The sequence below is a fragment of the Kitasatospora sp. NPDC042419 genome (assembly GCF_056437345.1).
Window position 1 is genome coordinate 164,057 of sequence record NZ_JBWKAW010000008.1, and the last position, 21,082, is coordinate 185,138.

Genomic DNA, 21,082 nt, shown 5'->3' on the forward strand with positions numbered 1-21,082 from the left:
CCGGGCGGGTGACGGCCAGTCAGGCGGGGCTCCGGCACGCACGTCGGGACGGCCGGGACGGCCGGGAACGCCGGGGCGGGCCGGGCCACGCCGAAGGGGCGACGGCCGGTCAGGCCCGGTCGTCCAGCCCCAGCAGGGCGCGGGTCCGGCGGTACTTGGCGGCCAGCCGCTCGGCGGTAGCCGGGTCGAGGCTCGCCAGCCGGGCCGGGTCGGAGTTGTGCGCGAGGTCGGCCTGCTTGACGAGGAGGGCGCCGGGGGTGGCCAGGATGCGGGCGGTGTACTCCTCCAGGGGCTCGCCGGGCCGCTTGCTGAGCGCGTCCACGATCGCCTTGGTGGTGTCGGCGAGGGCGGCCCCGGCCAGCCAGTCGCGGGTCAGCGCGTCGTCCTCGATCGCGTCGTGCAGCCAGCCCGCCGCGATCTGCTCGTCGCTGCCGCCGCGCGCCGCGACACCGCCCGCCACCGCCGCCAGGTGCTCGGTGTACGGGTGGCCGTTCTTGTCGGTCTGCCCGGCGTGGGCGCTCCGCGCGATCCGCTCGACCTCGGCCAGGCTCAGGTACTCCACACCGCCATCGTAGGACCTGCCCGCGGGGCCGGTCGCGGGGCCCTGCCCTCGGCCGCCGCCCTGCCGCCTGGTTGACTTCCGGCGACCCGCCCCGCGGCATGCCGGCCAGGCCGCCGCGGACCGCCCCAGCCGATCTCCCCACCGATCCCCAGCCGTCCCCCCAGCCGTCCTCCCAGCCGATCCCGCCGGCGCCGAACCCGCCGGGCGCCGAACCCACCGAGGAAGCCATGCCCGGCCTGCCCCCGCTGCTCTCCGGCTTCGCCCCGATCTGGGCGCTCACCGGGGTGGGCTACCTGCTCGGCCGGAGCGGGCTGCTCGGGGAGCAGGCGGAGCAGGTGCTGAACCGGTTCGTCTTCCACGCGGCCATGCCCGCCGCGCTGTTCCTGATGATCGCCCGCACGCCGCTGGACCGGTTCGCCAACCCCTCGATGGCGGCGTTCACCGCCGGCACGGCGGTGGCGGGCGGGCTGGGCCTGCTGGTCTCGCAGCGGCTGTTCGGGCGGGGCGTGCAGGAGCGGGCGATCGGCGGCATGGCGGCCGGCTACGTCAACTCGGCCAACCTGGGCATACCGGTGGCGGTGCAGGTGCTCGGCGACGCCTCGTTCGTGGGCCCGGTGGTGCTGTTCCAGATCCTGGTGGTCACCCCCGTCGTGCTGACGGTGCTGGACTCGGGGCGCGCGGGGCTCCGGGCCGCGCTCACCCTGCCGCTGCGCAACCCGATCCTGCTGGCGGTGGCCCTCGGTGCCGTGCTGTCCGCGACGGGATGGCGGCCGCCCGCCGAGCTGAATCGTTCCTGCGAGCTGCTCGGCGGTGCCGCCGTGCCGACCGCCCTGGTGGCCCTCGGCCTCTCGCTGTGCCACCGGCCGGCCGTCACCGGCGCCTCCCGGTACGCGGAGGTGGGGGCGGCGGTCCTGCTGAAGACCGTCGTCCAGCCGCTCGCCGCCTACGCGGTCGGGGCCTTCCTGCTCCACCTGCCGGACCACCAACTGCTCACCGTGGTCCTCTTCTCCGCGCTGCCGACCGCGCAGAACGTCTTCGTGTACGCCCGCGAGTACGGCCACGGCGCCGCGCTCGCCCGGGACGCGGTGCTCACCTCCACCCTGGTGTCGATGGCGACCCTGTCGGTGGTCGGGTGGGCACTCGGCCCGGCCTGAGCGCCGGGCCGAGCACCCACCCCGTACCGTCCCGGGGCTCAGCGGTCCCGCACGGCGATCAGCTCGCGCCCGCGCAGCGTGTACAGCACGCCTTCGTCGTCGGCCGCCACCCGCGCACCGCTGTACCACTCGGCGTCCACCTGGACCAGCACGGTCGGCGCCAGCGTCTCCGGGTCGAGCCGGAACAGCGTCCGCTCGCTGATCCCGTACACCCGGCCGCGGGCCACCAGCAGGCGCGGGTTGGCCGAGGTGACGGCGCGCAGGTCGGCGCGGGCGCCGATCACCGGCGCGGAGAGGCCGCCGCCCGGGCGTCGCCGGGCCGTCCTGAGGTCGACCGAGAACGCCTGCCCGTTCACCGTGATCCCGAACAGCCGCCGGCCGTGCACCACCAGGCTGCTGATGCCGGAGCCGAAGTCCGTGCCGATCCGCCAGAGTTCGCGCCCCGCCTCCGGGTCCCAGGCGGCGAGGTCGCCGCGCGGTCCGGTGGTCCTGGCGTTGTCCCCGCCGAGGAACGCCTGCCCGTGCCCGGCCGCGACCGCGCGGACCAGCTGCTCGGGCCCGAGCGGGTCGACGTGCACGGTGGGCCGGCCGCTGCCGGGCCGGTAGGTGACGAAGGACCCGCCGCCGGTGGTGTCGGCCTGCACGCCGAGCAGCAGCAGCCCGTGCTCCTCGTCCCAGCGGATCGTCTGCGGCCGGTTCTGCTCCTGCGGCAGCTTCGCCTCCTGCACCGGCTCCGCGTCCTCCCACGGGTTGTAGCGCCAGATGCCCTGCGAGGAGTAGACGCCCAGGTAGAGGGTGTCGTCGTCGAGGATCACGGTGTCCTTGGCCTCGCCGGGCACCGGGAGCTTGCGGACCGTGCCCGCCTCCAGGTCGTGCAGCGCGACCGAACCGTTGCCCCCGACGTAGACGCGGCCGTTGCGGGCCGCCAGCGACATGCCGAGCTGGGCCTCGGCGGGCGCCCCCGCGGACACCAGGTCCGTGGTGGTGACGGCGGCGGTGGCCGTGGAGAGGGTCCACGCGGTGCCCCCCTCGGTGACGCCCACCAGGGTGTCGCCGATCCGGCCGAGCCCCCAGGTGTTGCCGTCCGGGACGGGCACGGCGAACTGCTCCAGGCTCCCGGCGGCGAGGTGGTAGCGCCAGACGACGCCCTGCTCGGTGGAGGTGAACCAGACGGTGTCGCCCACGCGCTGGAAGTTGGTGATGCTCTTGGTGCCGGGCACCGGGAACGACCGCAGCACCGCGTGGGTGGCCGGGTCGAGGAAGGCGACGTGGGCGGGCTTGCCCTCGGTGGAGACGGCCAGCAGGTCGTCCCCGAGGGCGGTGATCTGCCGGATGATGGTGTCGGCCGACAGGTCCGGCGGGGTGATGTCGGTGGTCCGGCCGGTGGCCCGCTCCACCGCGAACAGGCTGGCGAGGGTGGCCCCGCCGCCGCCCGCCAGGTTGCTGCCGACGCCCAGGTAGGCGTGGGTGGCGGTGGCTTCGACCGCCCGGCCCTGGGTGGCACCCGGGGCGGGCGAGGCCACCTCGGTGAGCGCGCCGGTCACCGGGTCGTACGCGTAGAGGCCGGGGCCGGCCGCGCGGCCCTTCTGCCGCCCGGTGGCGTACACCACGCCGTCGGGGGCGACCGCGACGTCCCGGACGTCGGCGCCGGGGACGCCCGCGAGGCCCCGCACACTGCCGTCGGCCGGGTCGAGGCGGTAGAGGTTGACGGCCTTCGGCGCGTCGGTGACGCCCAGGTAGAGGAGGCCGCCGTGGGCGGCGGAGCCCTGCACGAAGTTGCCGGTCGGCAGGACGGCGGTGGAGGTGACCCGGCCGGTCGGCACGTGGTAGCCGACCACCTTGGCGGGGGCGAGGTTCCGCGAGCCGATCCAGAGGGTCTCGCCCACCAGGGTGGCACTCATCAGCGGGAAGTCGGCGTTCCCCGGGCCGAGTCCGGTCACCCTGGGGCCGGACGGGCGCGGCGCGGCCGCGGCGGGTCCGGCGCCGAGGGCGGCCAGGGCGGTCACCGTTCCGGCGCCGAGGAGGAGTTGGCGACGGGAGGGGCGGACGGGGCGGGCGGGGCGGGCGGTGGTCATGGTGCTCCTAGGAAGGGGGCGACGGGGCGACGGGGGCCCTTGCGGTCGGTGCGGACGGCGGGACGGCAGGACGGCAGGCGGAACGGGCGGGGGCGCGGGCGGGACGGCCGGGGGCGCGGCGGAACGGACGGGGTGCCGGCCGGCGGGGCGGGCGGGGGTGCGGCCGACCGGGCGCCTCGGGTGCGTGCTCGTCAGTGCGCGGCGGCGGCGAGCAGCTCGCGGGTGTACGGGTGGGCCGGCGCGGTGAACAGCCGTGCGGCGGGGGCGTGTTCGACCACCCGGCCGTGGCGCATCACCAGCACCTCGTCGCAGAGGTGGCGGACCAGCGCGAGGTCGTGCGAGATGAACACCAGCCCCACGCCGGTCCGTCGGCGCAGGTCGAGGAGGAGGTTGAGGATCTGCGCCTGCACGGAGACGTCCAGCGCCGAGGTCGGCTCGTCGGCCACCAGCACCTCGGGCCCGACGGCGAGCGCCCGGGCGATCGCGACCCGCTGACGCTGCCCACCGGACAGCTGGTGCGGCCGGGCGTCGAGCAACCCCGCCGGGAGTCCGACCAGTTCGCGCAGCTCGTCGACGCGCGTGAGAGGCAGGCCGTGGGTCAGCAGCGGTTCGGCCAGTGCCTGACGGATCGTCATGCGCGGGCTGAGCGAGGCGTAGGGGTCCTGGAAGACGAACTGGACCCGGCGACGCAGCTCGCGCTCCTCGGCGGGTGCGACCTCCGCCCAGGAGCGGCCGCCGACCCGGACGGTGCCCTCCTGCGGCCGGAGCAGCCCGAGCAGGGCGCGGGCCAGCGTCGACTTGCCGGAGCCGGACTCGCCGATCACCCCGACCGCCCGGCCTGGCGCCGCCGTGAGGCTGACGCCCTCCAGCGCGGGCGCGCCCCGGCGGCCACGGCCGTAGCGGACGGTGAGGTTCTCGGCGACCAGGACGGGCTCCGCAACGACGGGGTCCACGGCGGCGGGGGCCCGGTCGGCCGGCCTGCCCGCGTCCGTCGGCTCGTCCGCGCCGGCGGAGTCGTCCTCCGCACCGGACCGGCCGCCTCCCCGGGCCGATCCGCCGCCCTCGGGGGCGCCGTCCGACTCGCCCTCCCCCGCTGCCACCGGCACGTGGCAGGCGTGCCCGCGTTCCCCGGCGACCTCCCAGGCGGGCGCCTCCTCGGTGCAGCGCGCGGTGGCGGCGGCGCAGCGCGGCGCGAAGGCGCAGCCGGGCAGCGCGTCACCGGCGGCGGGCGGGCGGCCGCCGATCACGGCGAGCGGGCGCCCGGGCGGGCCGTCCAGCCGGGGGACGGCGGCCAGCAGACCGGCCGTGTAGCGGTGCCTCGGGCTCGCCAACAGGGCCTTGGCCGGGGCTCGTTCGGCGATCCGTCCGGCGTACATGACCTGGACGGTGTCGCAGGTCCGGGCGACGACGCCGAGGTCGTGGGTGATCAGCAGGACGGCGGTTCCGGTCTCGTCGCGGAGCCGGACCAGGAGGTCGAGGATGCCCGCCTGGGTGGTGGGGTCGAGCGCGGTGGTGGGCTCGTCGGCGATCAGCAGGTCGGGCCGGTTGGTCATCGCCATGGCGATCAGGACGCGTTGGCGCATCCCGCCGGAGAACTCGTGCGGGCGGTCGCGGTAGCGGCGCTCCGGCTCGGGGATGCCGACCAGGTCGAGGAGTTCGAGCGCGCGGGCGCGGGCGGCGACCCGGGAGGCTCCGTGCACCCGTGCGGCCTCGGCGAGTTGGCGGCCGATCGGCATCCGGGGGTTGAGGTAGGCGAGCGGGTCCTGGAAGACCATGCCGATCCGGCGGCCGCGGACGGCCCGCATGCCGGGTTCGGGGAGGGTGAGCAGGTCGGTGCCGTCGAGCCGGACCGTCCCGGCGGTGGTCCGGCAGCCGGGCGGGAGCATCCGGTTGGCGGCGAGCGCCGTGAGCGTCTTGCCCGAGCCGGACTCGCCGACCAGGCCCAGGATCTCGCCGGGGCGGAGGGTGAAGTCGACGCCGTGGACCACCTCGTGGGGGCCGGCGGCCACCCGCAGTCCGGCCACCTCCAGGAGGGGTGCCGCCGGTTCGGCGCGGCCGGCGGCGGCGCGGGCGGTACCGGCGGCGGCCGGGCCTGCGGCGGGGTGACCGACGGCGGGGTGGCCGACGACGGTCCGGGCGGTATCGGTGCGGGCGGTATCGGTGGGCGCGGTCACCGCAGCTTCTCCCGGTTGAACGAGTCGGCGAGCAGGGTCAGCCCGAACACCAGCACGCCGAGCAGCAGGACGGGCGCGAGGGCGTAACCCGGATGCAGGAAGAGGTACTTGCTGCCGGTGTTGATCATCGTGCCGAGCGAGGGCGTGGGCGGCTGGATGCCGAAGCCGAGGACGCTCAGACCGCCCTCGATCTTGGCGGCGTGCGCCATCGCGACGGCGACCAGTGCGGTGGCGGCGTCGGTGACGTTGGGCAGCACGTACCGCCGCAGCGTCCGCCCGCGCGGTACGCCGAGCACCCGGGCGGCCACCACGTGGTCGCGGGCCAGCTGCGCCAGCAGGGCGGCTCGGGCCTGGCGGCCGAAGACGGGCAGGGCGCTGAGCACGATGGTGACGACCACACTGCCCAGGCCCGGCCGGACGATCAGCGCGATGGCGAGGCCGAGCAGCAGGCCGTGGAAGCCGAGCAGCAGGTCGAAGAGGCGTTGGACGGCCTCTCCGAGCAGCCGGTTGAGCCCGCCCAGCAGCCCGAGCAGCGTGCCCAGCACGGCGGCGGCGGGGACGGCCAGCAGGCAGACCAGCAACTCGATCCGGACCCCGTGGAGCGCGCGGGCCAGCAGGTCGCGGCCGACCTCGTCGGTGCCGAGCAGGTGGTCCCAGGAGGGCCCGGCCAGCGCCTCGCGGCCCTGCTGGTACGGATCGGTGGGGAGCAGCAGCGGGCCGAGCAGACCGAGCAGCACCACCAGGGCGACGAGCGCCGCCCCGGTCCGGCCGCGCCGCCCGCGCAGCGCGGCCGGCAGCGCGGGAAGCCCGCGCGGCACCGGCCGCCGGCGTCGTCGGGCGGCCGGCCCGGCGGCACCGGCGCGCCCGGACCCGGCGACGGCCTCGGGCGCGCCGACGGGCTGCGTCGCGTCGGCAGCCTGGGCCGCGTCAGCGGTGTGCGTCACGTCGACGGTGTGCGCCGCGTCGACGGCCGGGATCACGTCGGACGCCTGGGCCGCGTCGGCGCCACCGGCCGCGGCGGGACTCCCGGAGACGTCGGTGGTGGTCATCGGGCCTCCCCCGTGCCGGCGCGGGCGATCCGCGGGTCGAGGCGGCCGACCAGCAGCTCGGACCCGAGCTGGACGATGACCGCCACCGCGACCGCGAGCATGATCAGGGTCTGCGCGACGGGGTAGTCGCGCTGGTTGATGGCGTCGAGCAGCAGCTGGCCGAGACCGTGCCGGGCGAAGAGCTGCTCGGCGACGACGGCGCCGCCGAGCAGCTCGCCGAGGTTGAGCCCGAACTCGACGCAGAACGGCGCGAGGCTGTTGGGCACCACGTGCCGCAGCAGGATCCGCCGGGGCGGGGCGCCCTTCGCGATCGCGGTGAGCACGAACTCCTCCTGCCGGGTGCGGCGGATCTCGGTGGCGAGCAGCCGGGCGAGCACCACCGATCCGGGAAGGGCCAGCGCGACGGCGGGCAGCACCAGGTACTGCACGGCCAGGTCGGGCGCGGTGAACAGGTCCTTCTCGCCGCCGGCCGGCAGGACGCGGAGCAGGACGGCGAAGACGAAGACGAAGAGCACGGCGGTGACGTAGACCGGCAGGGCCAGCACCGCGGTGGTGAGCGGGTCGAGCGCGCGGGCCAGCCGTCCGCGCCGCTCGGCGGCCAGCGCGGCACCCAGCAGCAGGCCGAGGACGAGCATCAGCAGGCCCGCGGCGATGGCGAGCTGGACGGTGGACCCGAGGCTCTGGCCGATCATCGTGGTGACCGGTTCGCGGTAGTGGAAGGAGAGCCCGGGGTCACCGCCGAGCAGTCCGCGCAGCCAGGTGAGGTACTGCACGGGCAGCGGCCGGTCCACGCCGAGCCGGCGGCTGAGCTGGTCGCGCTGCTCCTGGTCGGCCTCGGCGCCGAGGGCGGCCGAGACCGGGTCGCCGGGGGCCAGGTGGAGCAGCAGGAAGACGGCCACCGAGGCGAGCCAGAGGGTGGCCAGCGCTCCGGCGGCCTTTCTGGTCCAGTACGGCACGGGGGTTCTCCGGGTGGTCGGGCAGTGCGGGCGGGCCGGGTGGTTCACCGGCCCCGGGCGGTGGGGGTCGCCCGGGGCCGGCGGCCGGCGGGGCGGTGCGGTGCGGACCGGGACGGGCGTTCAGCCGTCCCGGCGGGTGTCGGTCAGCTTCAGGTAACCGAGCGCGCTGGTGGACACGTCGCGCACCGAGGAGGCGAAGGCGTAGGTCTCCCAGGCGTGCGCGAGCGTGATGTGGAAGGACTGCGCGAGCAGGTACTCGGACAGCTCGTGGTTGACGTCGGCCCGGGCCTTCTCGTCGGCGGCCGCGAAGGCGCGCTCCTGCAGCTGCGCGTAGGCGGGGTCGGTGACGTGCGAGGTGTTCTTCCCGACCTGGAGCGGGCCCGAGACGGTGATGCCGCTGAGCGGCGAGACGCTGACCATGCCGTGGTTGGCCACGAACAGGCCCTCCAGCGTGCCCTGCTGGATCTTCGGCTGGATCGCCGCGTTGTCGAGCAGCTGCACGTCGACGCCGAACCCGGCCTGCTCCAGGTCGTACTTCACCAGTTCGACGAGCGAGGTGAAGATCGGCGAGTTGGCGGCGGTGAGCGGCACCCGGGCGCCCTCGGCGCCGGCCTCGCGGAGCAGCGCCCGGGCCTTCTCCGGGTCGTGCCGGTAGCGGGTGACCTGGTCCGGGGTGACGCCCGGCGTGTTGGACGGCCAGGGCAGGCTGCTGGCCTCGGCGTGGCCGCCGTAGACCTGGGCGACGATCCGCTCGCGGTCCACCGCGTACTGCAGCGCCTGGCGGACCCGGACGTCGTCGAAGGGCTTGGAGGCGACGTTCACGCCGAGGAACGCCTGCTGGTAGGAGGCCTTGGCGGACTGCACGGTGAAGCCGGGGTTCCCGGTCAGCACCTTGAGGTCGCGGCCGGGGACGGCGCCGATCAGGTGCGCCTGCCCGGACTGGAGGGCGGACAGCGCGGCCTGACTGCTCGTCACCGACCGGACGGTGATCCGCTCGAAGCGGGGCCGCCCGCTCTGCCAGTAGCGGTCGTAGCGGGTGAGGTCGAGCTGGTTGCCGCCCTTGAACGCCTGCCAGGTGAACGGGCCGGTGCCGTTGACCTTGTCGGAGGCCTTGCCCTCGACGTAGGTCCGGGCGTCGACGACGGGGTTGAAGGCGAGCGCGTCGAACAGGTTGCTGGTCGGCTTGGCGAGGGTGAGGGTGACCTCGTTCCGCGCGCTGGCCTTGATGTCGGCCAGCCGCTCCAGCAGCGGCTTGACCTGGGAGGCCTTGGTGGCGCCGACCAGCGAGAACACGACGTCGTCGGCGTCGAGCGCGCGGCCGTCGTGGAAGGTGACGTCCTCGCGCAGCTTGAGCACCAGCTTGAGCCGGTCGGCGCTCCACTCCCAGGAGGTGGCCAGCCAGGGCACCGGCTGGAGGGTCTTCGGGTCGAGGTCGACCAGCCGGTCCAGGACGAGGTTGACGAACGCCGGGGTGTCCGGGCCGCGGTGGAGGAGCTGGGTCGGGTCGGGCGCGCTGCCGTACACGATCTGCAGGTCGGGCGCGGAGGCGGTGGCGGAGGCGCCCGCGTCGCCGCCGGGGGACGGGTCGGTGGCCGAGCGGCAGCCCGCCGCCAGCAGGGCCGCTCCGGCGCTCAGGCCGAGAAAGCCTCTTCGGGGCAGGCCGGGGTGGCGGGCCGCTTCGCTCATGGTGCTGCTACCTCTTGGTGGTTGGGTTCGGTGGGGCCGGCGGGTCAGGGAGTCCCGTGTCCGGCTCAGTACTCGGTGACGACCACGCTGTCGCTGTAGAGCACCACGTCGGGTCCGCCGGTCGGGTAGGGGATGCCCTTGGCGGGGTTCCAGTTGGCGCGGTAGATGCCGGTCTTGAAGTAGGGCGCCTGGTTCTGGTGGTAGTTGTTGAGCCCGGTGCGGGCGCCGACCTGGACGCCGTCGCGGAGCACGGTGATCGAACCGGGCGTGGTGGCGGTGGACCAGGTGATGTCGAAGGCCCACTGGTTCCAGTGCCCGAACTGGACGGCACCGAGCGGGATCACGGCCTCGTCCACGGTGGACGGGTCGGTCAGCCAGTGCACCTTGAGCCGCCAGCTGCCGTCCTTGACGGTGAGCGCGATCGGCGGCTTGGTGTCGCTGCCGTCGGCGAGCGGGTAGCCGTGCCACTGGGCGACGATGGTCTCGGTCGAGGTCCGCACCCAGTCGGCGGGCAGGTAGTCGGCGAAGGCGAAGCGGTAGCTGCCCCAGCCCAGGGCGTTGACGGCGACTTCGGAGCGGTAGGACTGGCCGTCGTTCGGCACGCTGAACCGGCCGGCCAGGCCCGAGCCGCCGGCGGGCCCGGCGGTGACGGTGATGCTGCCGTTGCCGTCGATCCGCTGGCGGGTCCAGTTGGCGACGGTGCCGGACTCGAAGTCGTCGGAGAAGACGGTGGTGGAGGTCGTGGCGGTGCTGGTGGTGGCGGTGCTGCTCGCGGCACTGCCGGCGGCGGAGGTGCTCGCGGAGGTGCTCGCGGCGGTGCTCGCGGAGGTGCTGCTCGCGACGGCGGCCGGGGCGACGAGGGTAGCGGTCAGCAGCGCGGCGGCGACGGCGGTGCCGGCGAGCCGGCGCGTGGTGGGACGGGACGGGGTGGGACGGGACGGGGCCATGGGATCGGTGCTCCTCGGGACGTACGGGTTCGGGTGGCGGTGACCGGGGCGGCCGGCCGACGGCGGGTTTCCGGGCGTCAGCCGGCCCGTCGACAGGAAGCCGCCGCCGGCCCGGCACCCCCGGTTCGCCCGGCACCGGCGGTCCGACCGACCCAGGTGGGGCTCGACCAGGCCCACTGGTCGTTCAGCTGCCGGACCCGTACGTGGTAGAAGTCGCCGTCGCCGCCCGGCCGTTCGTCGACCAGGTCCAGCTCGGCGGTGAGCTCCCGGGCGGGCACCGCCCGGTCGAAGCGGAAGGCGCCGGAGACGAACCCGCCGATGAACCCCGTGCGCGGCCCCTCGCGCAACTCGCCGACGGCGTACGAGGTCTCGACCCCGTTGACGACCGCCGTCAGCCTGGTCCGGTCGTCCCCGGACACGGCGAGCGAGAAGCCCTGGGTGGCGTCGGTCGCGGTGTTGGGGTTGCCCTCGGTGACGGTCCGCAGCCGCAGCTCCCCCGGACCGGTGCGCCACCAGTCGGAGGGCCGGTACGACGCGGGCTCCGCCGCGGCCGGCGCGACCGTCTCCGAACCGCGCAACCGGGGCTGGACGTCCAGCAGTTCACCGCCCTCGACCCGCAGCGTGACGTCCCAGTGGACGGGCGTCTCGCGCTTGCCCCAGCCGACGGCGAACCCGAGCGTGCCCTCGAAGGCGGCCGAGCGCGCCGCCGCACCGAGCAGCTCGGGCCGAGAGAGGCGGTGGATCGGCACACCGTTGCGGACCACCTCGACGTGGTCGAGCGCGTCCCGGCCGTGCACGGTCACCCGGATCCGGCGGTGGTCGGCCGACGCGGCCTCGGCTCCCATCGGCGCCCCGTTGACGGAGGCGGCGAGCAGGATGCGGTCGCCGGTGATCGCGTAGGTGCGCCGCCGCTCGACCGCGTCCCAGATCGCCGGGCGGGTCAGCTCCGGCGCCCAGACGGCGAGCCGGCCGTGGCCGTGGCTGCCGGGGAAGGCGCTGTGGTGGTCGGTGGAGCCGATCAGCCCGAACCGGTGGCCGAGCCGCAGCCCGTGCACTGCCGTCCCGCCGGTGTCGCGCGGGCCCATGGTGTGCAGGTAGGCGCGCGGCGCCTCGTCGGACTCGGCGCAGCCGTGCATCGACATCATCTCCACCACCGGGGCGAACTCCTCGGTGTAGGCGTCCCAGTCGATGCCGCGCCGGCCGGTTCCGTAGCCGATGTGGTGCGGGAGCGCCCAGGTCCGGACGCCCTCGGCGGCGAGGGCGCGCAGCCGGCCGCGCAGCTCCTCCAGGCTGCCGGCCCGGATGATCTCGCCGCGCGGGCCGTCGAAGTACACGCAGTGGTCGCCGTACGCGAGGCTGTGCCACTCGAAGGACTGGAAGGTGACGAACCGGCCGTCCTCGTGGGCGGCGGCGGTCACCTCCTGGACGTGCTCCCAGCGGTCGGCGAGCCGGGCGAAGCCCTCGGTGTGGTAGTCGACCAGCGAGGCCAGCTCGGGGGTGCGCTCCGGGAGGTCGTGCCACCAGCCGTGGCCGGTGACGCTGGCGAAGTCGAGCTGGAGGCGGGCGTTGGCGTAGGCGTCCTCGATCGGGCCGTGGCCGTAGCTGATGCCGCAGTGGTTGTGGATGTCGCCGACGTAGAGGCCGAGACCGCCGTAGCCGGGTGCGTCGGTGCTGGGGGCTGTCATCGGGCGCGGGCTTCCTCTGCGGTACGGGGCTGGTGCGGTGAAGGTCTGTCGCGGTGCTGGATCTGTCGTGGTCCGGTCGGGTTGACTGCCTTCGGTGTTTGATCGACTGTGAGAAGAAGTCTTTCCCGATCTTTCGGCGATGGTCAAGACCAGCCCGATCGGCGTTGCCCGATCGCCACAGGAGGAAACACAGGCTTCACAGAAGCCGATCGGGCGAAAAGAGGCTCTCGCTGGCCGGGGGCCGATCGCCCATCTCGGGACACTTCCACGAAACTTTCTATCGATCTGATAGAAACTGCCGGAGTACCCCTGCTGCCTCCCGTGAGGACGACCCGCCGGCCATGCCGAACACCGACCTGCCCACCCCGCCCGACCTCAGCACCTCCGCCCTGGTCCGCGGACCCGAGCGGCCCGAACCCGGCTACTGGGCCGGCTGCCCGAGCGTCCGCTACGAGGCCGACCGCGACCGCTTCCTCCTCACCTACCGCGAGCGCCGCCCGCGCGGCGCCGGCCCGGCGGGCGACGAGGGCGGCACGGACGTGGCGGGCGGGGCGGGCGGCACCAGCGGGGCGGACGGCACGGGAGAGCGCGGCAGCGGCCAGGACCGGGGCTGGCGCTGCGCGGTGGCCGAGAGCCACGACGGCGTCGAGTTCCACGACCTCTGGTCGGTCGAACGCGCCGAGCTGGACTCACCGTCGATGGAGCGGTTCGCCCTGCTCCCCCGCGACGACGGCTACCTGCTCCACCTCAGCTACGTCGACCCGGCCGACAACCGCTGGCGCATCGACGCCGTCCGGGCGGCCTCACCGGACGCCTTCGACCTCACCGCCCGTACCCCGGTGCTCACCGCGTCCGGCACCGGCACCGAGGGCGTCAAGGACCCGTACCTGCTCGAACACGGCGGCACCGTAAGGCTGTTCAGCACCGTCTCGCGCGCCCGTACCTTCACCGCCGAGGAGCGGGAACGCGCCCACGCCACCGCCGACATCCACACCACCGGTCTCACCGTCCAGCCGACCGCGCTCGCCGACTCCCCCGACGGACTGCGGTTCACCGCCCCGCCCGGCCGGGACGCCGAGGTCCTGGACGTCGGCCCGGACACCGCCTGGGACGCGTACGAGTCCCGGATCACCGCCGTCCTCCCGGACAGGCGGGGCGGCTGGCTCGCGCTCTACGACGGCTCGGCCGACGCCACCGGCAACTACGAGGAGCGCTGCGGCCTCGCCGTCTCCGCCGACCTGCGGCACTGGGAACGGCTGACCACCGACGGCCCCTGGCTGGACATCCGGTACGCCGACATCGTCGCCGCCCGCGGCCGCTGGTACCTGTACTACGAGCAGACCCGCCCGGACGGTGCGCACGAGCTGCGAGTGGCCGTGCTGGAGGAGTTCGCCGGGCTGCGGCCGTAGGACGGCTTTGCAAAGTCTCACGCTTTGCAAAGCGTGAGACTTTGCAAAGCCCCGCCGGGTCCGCGACGCCGGGCGCCTGGCGTCACCGCACCCGCGCCGTCGCCACCACCTCGGTCATCGCCGTCAGGAACCGCTCCGCGACCGCCAGTTCCGCCTCCTCGAAGCCGCCCATCGCGGCCACCAGGTCGGCGATGAGCCCGCCGAAGAAGGACTGCCCGAGTTCCACCGCCCGGTCCTCCACCAGCAGCCGGACCTTGCGGCGGTCCTCCGGGTCGCGCTCGCGCCTGATCAGGCCGAGCCGAACCAGCCGGTCGACCAGGCCGGTCGTCCCCGCCGAGTTCAGCCGCAGCGCATCGCCGAGCCGTCCGGGGGTGACCACGGTGCCGGCCCGGGCGGCGTCCAGCAGGTGGACGAGCGCCCGCAGGTCGGTCGGGTGCAGGCCGTGCTGCGCGGCGAACTCGGCACCGAACAGGTCGAGTTCGACGGTCAGCCCGCGCAGCAGATGGACCAGCCGCATCGGCGGCTGCGTTTGCTCCACCCTCGTGTCCTTTCCTCGGAGTCCTCAGGAGCGTATTCTCTCGCCCAGCGAGATACATGTCGAACGAGATGCTTGCTCGGCGAGATGCATGCTCGGCGAGCGACTACATCATCCACCGGGGGATCCCATGTCCGCACGCCCCGCCACCGACCCGACCGCCGAACCCGCCCTCACCGCCTTCCTCGCCGCCTACGACGACGCCCTCGCCCACTGGCCCGTCCCGGCCGAGGCCCTCACCGTCCGGACACCCCACGGCACCACCCGGGTCAACTCCTGCGGGCCGCGCGACGGCCGCCCCCTCGTCCTGCTGCACGGCGGCGGCGCCACCTCCACCTGCTGGTCCGCCAACGTCGCCGCACTCGCCGGGGCCGGCCACCGGGTCCTCGCCGTCGACCTGATCGGCGACCCGGGCCGCAGCGTCCTCGACGGCACCCCGCTCGGCGGCGTCCCCGGCCTGTCGGCCTGGCTGGACGCGGTCCTCGACGGGCTCGGCGTGTCCACCGCCGACCTCGTCGGCCACTCCTACGGCGGGTGGACCGCCCTCCGCTACGCCCTGCACGCCCCCGCCCGGGTCGGCCGCCTCGTCCTCCTCGACCCGACCCAGTGCTTCGCCGGCTTCCGCCCGGGCTACCTGCTGCGGGTCCTGCCCCTCTTCGTGCCGCCGCGCACCGCCGCCAAGGCCCGCGCCTACCTCGACTGGGAGAGCGGCGGGACGGCCCTCGACCCCGCCTGGCGGGAGCTGTACGCGCTCGGGTACGCCGGATTCCCCGCCACCCGGCCGGCCACCGGCCCCCGTCCGACCCGGGAACAGTTGCAGGCGCTCACCGTGCCCGTACTGGCACTGTTCGCGGAACGGAGCCGCACCCACGACACCGCCGCGCTGGCCGAGCGCACCCGCCGGGCCCTCCCCGCCGCCACGGTCGCCGTCCTCCCGGGGACCTCCCACCACACCCTGCTGACGGCCCGCCCGGACGAACTGAACCGGCAGCTCACGGCCTTCCTCGCCGCCCGCCCCTGACGGCCCTCCCCGCCCCCGACCCCCGCTCCCGCACCGCGCCGCCCGCAGGCCCCGGCGAGAGGCCCGAGCACCGGCACCGCCCGAACCGGAGGAGCCCGCCACCCCCTGGCTACGGCGGGTCGAACATGGCCCGGCCAGATCGACCGGCTCGACCGGCTCGACCGGTCAGCCCTCCGGGCGAAGCAGCTCGCGAACGGCCTGACCGGCACTGCGGCGACTCGCCGGTTCGTCGACGACGCGCCTGAGGTCCATCGTCTGAAGCTCGTACAGCCGGTCCGACAGCACCGGCGCCTCACCACCCGTGAGCCGGATCATGATCCGACCGTCACTCCCGCGCGCCCCTACGGCTCGGCTTCCCCCCGACCACACGAACCTGCCGGTCCCCGGCCTCGACCGAACACACCGGGCCACCCGTCGCCCGTCCCCCGCCCAGGCAGCTCCTCCTGCCCGCCCACCCTGCCTGCTCACCCTGCCTGCTCACCCGTACTGCTTCCCCGGCCGGGGTACTCAGCTCCGCACCAACCCCGCGATCAGCGCCCCCAGCGCCACCTCCAACTCCCCGCACCGCTCCCCCACGCCGACGTACCCCAGTGCGGCCAGCACCCGCCCCAGGGCCGGCAGCCGCGTCGCGTCCGCCCCCTCGTACGCGGCGCGCCGCTGGCTCGGCTCGCGCGGCGGGCTGACGGGGTGCTCGGAGAGGAGCTCGCCGAGGACCAGCTGCCAGCAGGAGCGGAAGGCCGGCATCGCCCGCTCGGGCGGGAGCCCGGCGGCCATCAGGTCGGCGAGGCAGGCGTCGTTGAAGGGCAGCGCGTTCTCGGCCACCAGCTCGCCCCGGATCAGGATGTGGAGCACCCAGGCGTGACCGGCCATGTAGTCGTGGGCGTCGACCAGCCGCCGCAGCAGCCGGGCCTGCGGGTCGGCGCCCGGGACGTCGACCGGCAGGCCCTTGGCGATCTCCTCCAGGACGGCGAGCAGCAACGTCTCACGATCGGTCACGTGCCGGTAGAGCGAGGCGGGCGCGGTGCCGAGTTCGGTGGCGACGGCGCGCATGGTGAGCGCGTCGATCCCGTCCCGCTCGATCACCCGGCGCCCGGCGGCGACCACGCCGACGGTGGTCAGTCCCGGGCGGGGGCGCTTGCGCCCGTACCGGCCGCGCGCCTCCGCGGTCCCGCCCGCGGTCTCCGCCCCGGACCCGTGCACGACCTCGGGCGCAGCCGGCGGCGCTGCCTCGGGGGCGGCCTCAGGCGCGACCGCAGGCGCCGCCTCGTCCGCGACGTCGGCCGCGCGCCCCGCCTCACGTCCGCCGGCGCCCGGCCGACCGCTCTCTTCTGACACTCCGCCATCCTGCCATGGCTCCGCCAAATCACCCCCTCCGCAGGCGCACTTGCACCCACCATCAAGTAAGGCTTACCTTACGCGAACAACGTTCGCATCGGAGGTCGTCATGCCCGAAGCCGCGCCACCCACCCCTGCCCAGGCCACTCCGGAGGCCCCGCCCGGTGACTCGCCGACTCGCGAGCCGGCCCGGGAGCCGGCCCCCGCCAAGGGCTCCGCCCCGCGGACGCCGCACACCCCACACGCCCTGCACGCCAGGCCCGGTCTCGTCCTCGCCACCGTCTGCCTCTGTCAGCTGATGGTCACGCTCGACGCCAGCATCGTGAACATCGCGCTCCCCGCCATGAGCGAGGCGCTCGGCTTCGTCGACAACGCGCTGCCCTGGGTCGTCAACGCCTACGCACTGGCGTTCGGCGGACTACTGCTGCTCGGCGGCCGCATCGCCGACCTGGTCGGGCACCGCCGCGCGGTGCTCTCCGGCCTTGTCCTGTTCGGGATCGCCTCGGTCCTCGGCGGGTTCGCCCAGTCGCCGGCGCAGCTGGTCGCCGCCCGAGCCGGGCAGGGCGTCGCGGCCGCGGTGCTCGCCCCGATCGGTCTGACCCTGATCATGGTGACCTTCGCCGAGGGACCGGCCCGGGCCCGGGCGCTCGGCATCTGGTCGATGGTGACGGCCGGTGGCAGCGCGCTCGGCGTCCTGCTCGGCGGGGTGCTGACCGATCTGCTCGACTGGCGCTGGGTGTTCTTCGTCAACGCGCCGATCGTGCTGGTCGGCGCCGTCCTCGCGGCACGCTCGGTGCCGGCCGTCCGCCCGCCCCGCACCGGCCGTCCGGACGTGCTCGGCGCGGTGCTCGGCACCGGTGCGATGACCACCCTGGTCTACGGGCTGATGGAGACCGACCGCCACCCGTGGGGCTCGGCCCGGACGCTCGGCACGCTCGCCGCCGCCGTTCTGCTCGGCCTCGCCTTCCTCCTCTGGGAGGCCCGGTTCGCACGGGCTCCGATCGTCCGGCTGGGCGTGCTCCGGGCCCGGACGGCCTGGGTGGCGAGCACCGTCGTCACGCTGCTCGGAGCGGCGATGCTGGTCGGCTTCTACTTCTGCTCGCTGCACCTGCAGAACGTCCTGCACTACGGCCCGCTCGCGGCCGGCGCCGCGTTCCTGCCGTTCTGCGCCGGGACGGCGGCGGGCAGCATGATCGCCGGCCGGCTCACCGCCCGCTTCGGCGGCCGGGCCGCACTCACCGGCGGCCTGCTGCTCGCGGGCCTCGGGATGCTCTGGTTCGCCGGACTCGGCGTGGACTCCGGCTACCTCACCGCCTTCGTCGGACCGTCGCTCGTGGCCAGCGTCGGCGTCGGCATCTGCATGGTCGCCAACACCGCCATGGGCACCTCCGGCGTCGATCCCCGGGAGGCCGGGCTGGTGAGCGGACTGCTCAACGCCGGCCGCCAGTGCGGCGGCAGCATCGGCCTCGCCGTCCTGTCGACCCTGGCGGTGGCCGCCACCCGCCGTGCCGCAGCCGACGGGGACACCCCGCTGGCCGCCCTGGCCGCCGGGTACGACCGGGCGTTCGTGGTCACCGCCGCCCTGCTCGGCGTGGCGGCGGTGATTGCGGTGCTGTTCGTACCGGCCCGCAGGAAGGCGGCCGACCCGCTGCCGTCGCGGATCGGCTGACCGGAACGCACCCGCGCGACCGCACCCTCAGGGCCGCACTCGCAGGACCGCACTCGTGGGGCCGCACACGTAGGACCGGGCCGACCAGGCCAGGCGGCCGTCTCCGCCGCGCGATCGCGGGGACGGCGCCCCGGGCCCGCGGCCGGTCGCCCCGCCGACGGGGGGATGACCGCGTGGCCCGTGTGGCCCGTATGGCCCGCGTGTCAGTAGATCAGGTAGCCCGGCCGGTGGCCCTCGTCCTCGATCTCGCCGGTGGCCTGGGCCCGCAGCTTGCGGGACAGCGCCTCCAGAGCTCGCGAGGCCGCGACCTCCTCGCCGATCCGGGCGAGCGGACGGTCGTCCGCGCTCTTCGTCGCCTCACCGTGCGCCGTGAGGCCCGGAGCTCGCGCCCCGGTCAGCCTCGCGTTGCATCCCGTGTGGACGCCGTCCTCCTCGAAACTCAGCTCCACATCCCACTGGTTGTGCATGCCACACCTCCTGGCGCCGGCCCCCGTCGCGCCTGCTCGGACCGGTACGGGTTGGTGGCCCCGTGGCGTCCGCTCACACCAGCGTGCGCCCGCCACCACGGCGGCGGCAAGCGGACGCCGCGCCGCGCCTCCGGGGCGCCGTTCCGGGGGTCGGCGCCCCGGCCCGGCGGTAGGCTGACGACAGCGCGCCAATGCCGCGGGACACTCCCGGAGGGCGGCTCCGCACGGAGGCTTCCCTCCTCCCGGAGGCCCGGCGGTGCAGCGCGGGCAACGACCTTCGGGCGGTCCCTACGTGGCGGTCTTCGTCCTGGCACTGAGCGCCGCATGCTGTCTGGGCCTCGGCTTCGTCCTCCAGCAGCACGCGGCGCAGCGGGCTCCGCGTGCCGACATGCTGCACTGGCGCCTGCTGCTGGACCTGCTGAAGATGCGCGAGTGGCTGCTCGGCACCGGCTTCATGGTCTGCGGGCTGATCCTCTCCGCCCTCGCCCTGAACCAGGGCGAGGTCTCGCTCGTCGAACCGCTGCTCGCCACGAACCTGCTGTTCGCGATGGCGCTTTCACGGGTGCTGACCAAGCAGTCGCTCGGGCGTTCCGGCTGGGCGGGTGTGGTGCTGCTCGCCGCCGGGGTGACGGCGTTCATCGTGGCCGGCCGCCCGACCGGCGGCGGCCCACCGGCGAGCGAGCTGCGGCACTGGCTGGTGGTCGGAACGGTGGTCGGCCTGACGCTGCTGCTGGTGTCGCTGGCCCGCAGGCTGCCGCTGTTCGAGGAGGCGACCCTGCTCGCCCTGGCGGCAGGCCTGCTCTACGGTCTCCAGGACGCGCTCACCCGGACCACCACCCAGCGCCTCGACCACCAGGGTCTGGACGCGGTGCTGCGCAGCTGGCAGCCGTACGCGGTGGTCGCGGCGGGTGTGGTCGGACTCCTGCTGGTCCAGAGCGCCTTCGAGGCCGCGCCGCTGCGCATGTCGCTGCCCGCGCTGACCGCCGCCCAGCCGATCGCCGGGATCGCCTGCGCGGTCGGCTTCCTCGGCGACCGGCTCCGGGTCACCCCGGGTGCCCTGGCGTGGGAGGTCGCCGGACTGCTGGCCATCGTGATCGGGGTGGTGGTGATCGGCCGTCACCCCGCGATGCCCGGTGCCGTCGGGGAGGCCCCGGCGGGTGCCGGCGAGGTCCGCGGCGACAAGGACGGCACCAGCCATGACGATGGAGGAGACGGAGGCGACCGAGGAAGCGGAGGAGGAGGAAGAGGAGGAGCGAAGGGGAACCGGAGGACGCGGGACCGGGCATCGCGGGGTACGGCGACCGCGAGTCAGGAGAACGGGGCTCAGGAGAACGGGGCTCAGGAGCACGGGACTCAGGAGTACGGGAGTCAGGGGAGCACAGTGGAGGACAACGACCGGAGCGGCGGGGACAACGGTCACGACGACGGTTCCGACCGGGCCGACCGAGCTGACCGGGCCGACCCGCCTTCCGGCACCCGCTGACCGGCCGCCGGGACACACCGCATGTGCTGGAGCGCTCGGGCCGATCTGGTGGTCGGCGGCACGGTGTCGGCCATCGGCGTCATCTGCCTGGTCCAGGCCCACCGTGCCGGACGGCCGGAACGGCTGCCGCTCGCCGCCCTCCCGCTCGTCCTGGGCGTGCACCAGCTGATCGAGGCCGCGGTCTGGCTCGGCGCCGACGGCGACCTGCCCGCCGGGTCCGCCCGCTGGGCGGGAACGGCCTGGGCGGTGATCGCCCTGCCCCTGCTCCCCGTCCTGGTCCCGGTCGGGGTCCGGTGCGCGACCGACGGCGGCCCTGCCCGTCGCCGACTGCTCACGGCCGTCGCCCTCCTCGGTGTCCTGGTGGCCGTCCCCTTGGCCCTTGCCGTCGCCCTCCACCCGGTGACCGTCACCGAGCACACGCACACCCTCACCTACGGCATCGGCGTCCCCTACCCCGCCCTCCTGCTCGTCGGCTACCTCCTCGCCACCGTCGGCGCACTCCTCCTCAGCGGTGACCGGCTGCTCCGCCTGCTCGGTCTGCTCACCGGGGCCGGCGCCGTACTCTGCGCCCTGCTCTGGCGGCTGGCCTTCATCTCCACCTGGTGCGCGCTGGCCGCGCTCGTCTCCCTTCTCCTCCTGCGCTGGGCGGCCACCCCTGGGGCGTCCCCCGACCGCCGTGACCTGACCTCCTTGACCTGACCTCCTTGACCTGACTGACCCCCTGACCTGACCTGATCCGACCTGACCTGTTCCGACCGCCCCGACCCGGCCCTGCCTGAGCGACGAGGGCCTGACCGTCAAGGGCCGGACGGCGGGGCCCCACGAGGACCGGGCGGCGGGACGTCCGCTCGGCTGCCGCGGGTCGGCGCCCATCC

17 protein-coding genes and 1 pseudogene are annotated in these 21,082 nt (G+C 75.0%); 6 read left to right on the plus strand and 12 right to left on the minus strand.

Annotation, left to right across the window (positions count from 1 at the left end):
• Positions 1 to 109: 109 nt before the first annotated feature.
• Positions 110 to 553 carry an HD domain-containing protein gene (locus tag AC067J_RS18250; protein ID WP_478300569.1) on the minus strand — a complete coding sequence of 148 codons (444 nt, stop codon included), beginning with the start codon at positions 551 to 553 and terminating at the stop codon, positions 110 to 112.
• Positions 554 to 789: 236 nt separating this feature from the next.
• Here AC067J_RS18250 and AC067J_RS18255 point away from each other — a divergent pair, with 236 nt between their 5' ends.
• Positions 790 to 1,716: an AEC family transporter gene (locus AC067J_RS18255; protein ID WP_478300323.1), complete on the plus strand. Its 927-nt coding sequence runs from the start codon at positions 790 to 792 to the stop codon at positions 1,714 to 1,716.
• Positions 1,717 to 1,754: 38 nt separating this feature from the next.
• Here AC067J_RS18255 and AC067J_RS18260 read toward each other — a convergent pair whose 3' ends face one another.
• The 7 genes from AC067J_RS18260 to AC067J_RS18290 all read right to left on the minus strand — a co-directional run bounded on the left by AC067J_RS18260 (position 1,755) and on the right by AC067J_RS18290 (position 12,288).
• Entirely contained in the window at positions 1,755 to 3,791 is a 2,037-nt protein-coding gene (locus tag AC067J_RS18260) for an NHL repeat-containing protein (RefSeq protein ID WP_478300324.1), read from the minus strand.
• A 191-nt stretch (positions 3,792 to 3,982) separates the two neighbouring features.
• Complete coding sequence (locus AC067J_RS18265; protein ID WP_478300326.1) at positions 3,983 to 5,965, minus strand: dipeptide ABC transporter ATP-binding protein; 1,983 nt, start codon at positions 5,963 to 5,965, stop codon at positions 3,983 to 3,985.
• Complete coding sequence (locus AC067J_RS18270; protein ID WP_478300328.1) at positions 5,962 to 7,014, minus strand: ABC transporter permease; 1,053 nt, start codon at positions 7,012 to 7,014, stop codon at positions 5,962 to 5,964. Before AC067J_RS18270 ends, AC067J_RS18265 begins: the two co-directional genes overlap by 4 nt.
• Positions 7,011 to 7,970, minus strand: coding sequence for an ABC transporter permease (locus tag AC067J_RS18275; protein WP_478300329.1), 960 nt, complete (start codon positions 7,968 to 7,970; stop codon positions 7,011 to 7,013). The genes AC067J_RS18270 and AC067J_RS18275 overlap by 4 nt, the downstream gene beginning before the upstream one ends.
• 120 nt (positions 7,971 to 8,090) lie before the next feature.
• Positions 8,091 to 9,656, minus strand: a complete 1,566-nt coding sequence (locus AC067J_RS18280; protein ID WP_478300331.1) for an ABC transporter substrate-binding protein — start codon at positions 9,654 to 9,656, stop codon at positions 8,091 to 8,093.
• Positions 9,657 to 9,721: 65 nt separating this feature from the next.
• On the minus strand, positions 9,722 to 10,603 hold the full coding sequence (locus AC067J_RS18285; RefSeq protein ID WP_478300333.1) for a polysaccharide lyase family 20 protein: 882 nt from the start codon (positions 10,601 to 10,603) through the stop codon (positions 9,722 to 9,724).
• A 77-nt stretch (positions 10,604 to 10,680) separates the two neighbouring features.
• Positions 10,681 to 12,288 carry a DUF3604 domain-containing protein gene (locus AC067J_RS18290; RefSeq protein WP_478300335.1) on the minus strand — a complete coding sequence of 536 codons (1,608 nt, stop codon included), beginning with the start codon at positions 12,286 to 12,288 and terminating at the stop codon, positions 10,681 to 10,683.
• 341 nt (positions 12,289 to 12,629) lie between these two features.
• On the opposite strand from AC067J_RS18290, the gene AC067J_RS18295 reads away from it, so the two are divergent.
• Positions 12,630 to 13,697 (plus strand): hypothetical protein, encoded by a 1,068-nt coding sequence (locus tag AC067J_RS18295; protein ID WP_478300337.1) that lies wholly within the window; start codon positions 12,630 to 12,632, stop codon positions 13,695 to 13,697.
• Positions 13,698 to 13,779: 82 nt separating this feature from the next.
• Here AC067J_RS18295 and AC067J_RS18300 read toward each other — a convergent pair whose 3' ends face one another.
• Positions 13,780 to 14,214 (minus strand): MarR family winged helix-turn-helix transcriptional regulator, encoded by a 435-nt coding sequence (locus AC067J_RS18300; protein WP_478300571.1) that lies wholly within the window; start codon positions 14,212 to 14,214, stop codon positions 13,780 to 13,782.
• A 148-nt stretch (positions 14,215 to 14,362) separates the two neighbouring features.
• Here AC067J_RS18300 and AC067J_RS18305 point away from each other — a divergent pair, with 148 nt between their 5' ends.
• The gene (locus AC067J_RS18305; protein ID WP_478300339.1) at positions 14,363 to 15,253 is read left to right on the plus strand and encodes an alpha/beta fold hydrolase; all 891 of its coding nucleotides are present in this window, start codon (positions 14,363 to 14,365) and stop codon (positions 15,251 to 15,253) included.
• 165 nt (positions 15,254 to 15,418) lie between these two features.
• Here the strand turns inward: AC067J_RS18305 and AC067J_RS18310 are convergent, their stop codons facing one another.
• Together AC067J_RS18310 and AC067J_RS18315 are read right to left on the minus strand one after the other, a co-directional pair.
• Positions 15,419 to 15,568, minus strand: coding sequence for a hypothetical protein (locus tag AC067J_RS18310; RefSeq protein ID WP_478300340.1), 150 nt, complete (start codon positions 15,566 to 15,568; stop codon positions 15,419 to 15,421).
• A gap of 192 nt (positions 15,569 to 15,760) precedes the next feature.
• A complete protein-coding gene (locus AC067J_RS18315; RefSeq protein ID WP_478300342.1) occupies positions 15,761 to 16,588 on the minus strand; it encodes a TetR/AcrR family transcriptional regulator in 828 nt (275 codons plus the stop codon).
• A gap of 109 nt (positions 16,589 to 16,697) precedes the next feature.
• Between AC067J_RS18315 and AC067J_RS18320 the strand changes: the two genes are divergently transcribed.
• Entirely contained in the window at positions 16,698 to 18,257 is a 1,560-nt protein-coding gene (locus AC067J_RS18320) for an MFS transporter (RefSeq protein ID WP_478300344.1), read from the plus strand.
• 203 nt (positions 18,258 to 18,460) lie between these two features.
• Here AC067J_RS18320 and AC067J_RS18325 read toward each other — a convergent pair whose 3' ends face one another.
• A complete protein-coding gene (locus AC067J_RS18325) occupies positions 18,461 to 18,724 on the minus strand; it encodes a dsRBD fold-containing protein (RefSeq protein ID WP_478300346.1) in 264 nt (87 codons plus the stop codon).
• Positions 18,725 to 19,016: 292 nt separating this feature from the next.
• Here AC067J_RS18325 and AC067J_RS18330 point away from each other — a divergent pair.
• Positions 19,017 to 19,856: pseudogene (locus AC067J_RS18330) on the plus strand (DMT family transporter); the annotation flags it as partial.
• A 372-nt stretch (positions 19,857 to 20,228) separates the two neighbouring features.
• On the plus strand, positions 20,229 to 20,906 hold the full coding sequence (locus AC067J_RS18335) for a DUF6629 family protein (RefSeq protein WP_478300348.1): 678 nt from the start codon (positions 20,229 to 20,231) through the stop codon (positions 20,904 to 20,906).
• Positions 20,907 to 21,082 lie beyond the last annotated feature (176 nt).

Excerpts from the sequence above, each read along its gene's own strand:
- AC067J_RS18295 (WP_478300337.1), top strand. The coding sequence starts at position 12,630 with ATGCCGAACACCGACCTGCCCACCCCGCCCGACCTCAGCACCTCCGCC.
- AC067J_RS18270 (WP_478300328.1), bottom strand. The coding sequence starts at position 7,014 with ATGACCACCACCGACGTCTCCGGGAGTCCCGCCGCGGCCGGTGGCGCC.
- AC067J_RS18260 (WP_478300324.1), bottom strand. The coding sequence starts at position 3,791 with ATGACCACCGCCCGCCCCGCCCGCCCCGTCCGCCCCTCCCGTCGCCAA.
- AC067J_RS18310 (WP_478300340.1), bottom strand. The coding sequence starts at position 15,568 with ATGATCCGGCTCACGGGTGGTGAGGCGCCGGTGCTGTCGGACCGGCTG.
- AC067J_RS18305 (WP_478300339.1), top strand. The coding sequence starts at position 14,363 with ATGTCCGCACGCCCCGCCACCGACCCGACCGCCGAACCCGCCCTCACC.
- AC067J_RS18300 (WP_478300571.1), bottom strand. The coding sequence starts at position 14,214 with ATGCGGCTGGTCCATCTGCTGCGCGGGCTGACCGTCGAACTCGACCTG.
- AC067J_RS18320 (WP_478300344.1), top strand. The coding sequence starts at position 16,698 with ATGCCCGAAGCCGCGCCACCCACCCCTGCCCAGGCCACTCCGGAGGCC.
- AC067J_RS18280 (WP_478300331.1), bottom strand. The coding sequence starts at position 9,656 with ATGAGCGAAGCGGCCCGCCACCCCGGCCTGCCCCGAAGAGGCTTTCTC.
- AC067J_RS18290 (WP_478300335.1), bottom strand. The coding sequence starts at position 12,288 with ATGACAGCCCCCAGCACCGACGCACCCGGCTACGGCGGTCTCGGCCTC.
- AC067J_RS18285 (WP_478300333.1), bottom strand. The coding sequence starts at position 10,603 with ATGGCCCCGTCCCGTCCCACCCCGTCCCGTCCCACCACGCGCCGGCTC.
- AC067J_RS18325 (WP_478300346.1), bottom strand. The coding sequence starts at position 18,724 with ATGCACAACCAGTGGGATGTGGAGCTGAGTTTCGAGGAGGACGGCGTC.
- AC067J_RS18255 (WP_478300323.1), top strand. The coding sequence starts at position 790 with ATGCCCGGCCTGCCCCCGCTGCTCTCCGGCTTCGCCCCGATCTGGGCG.
- AC067J_RS18335 (WP_478300348.1), top strand. The coding sequence starts at position 20,229 with ATGTGCTGGAGCGCTCGGGCCGATCTGGTGGTCGGCGGCACGGTGTCG.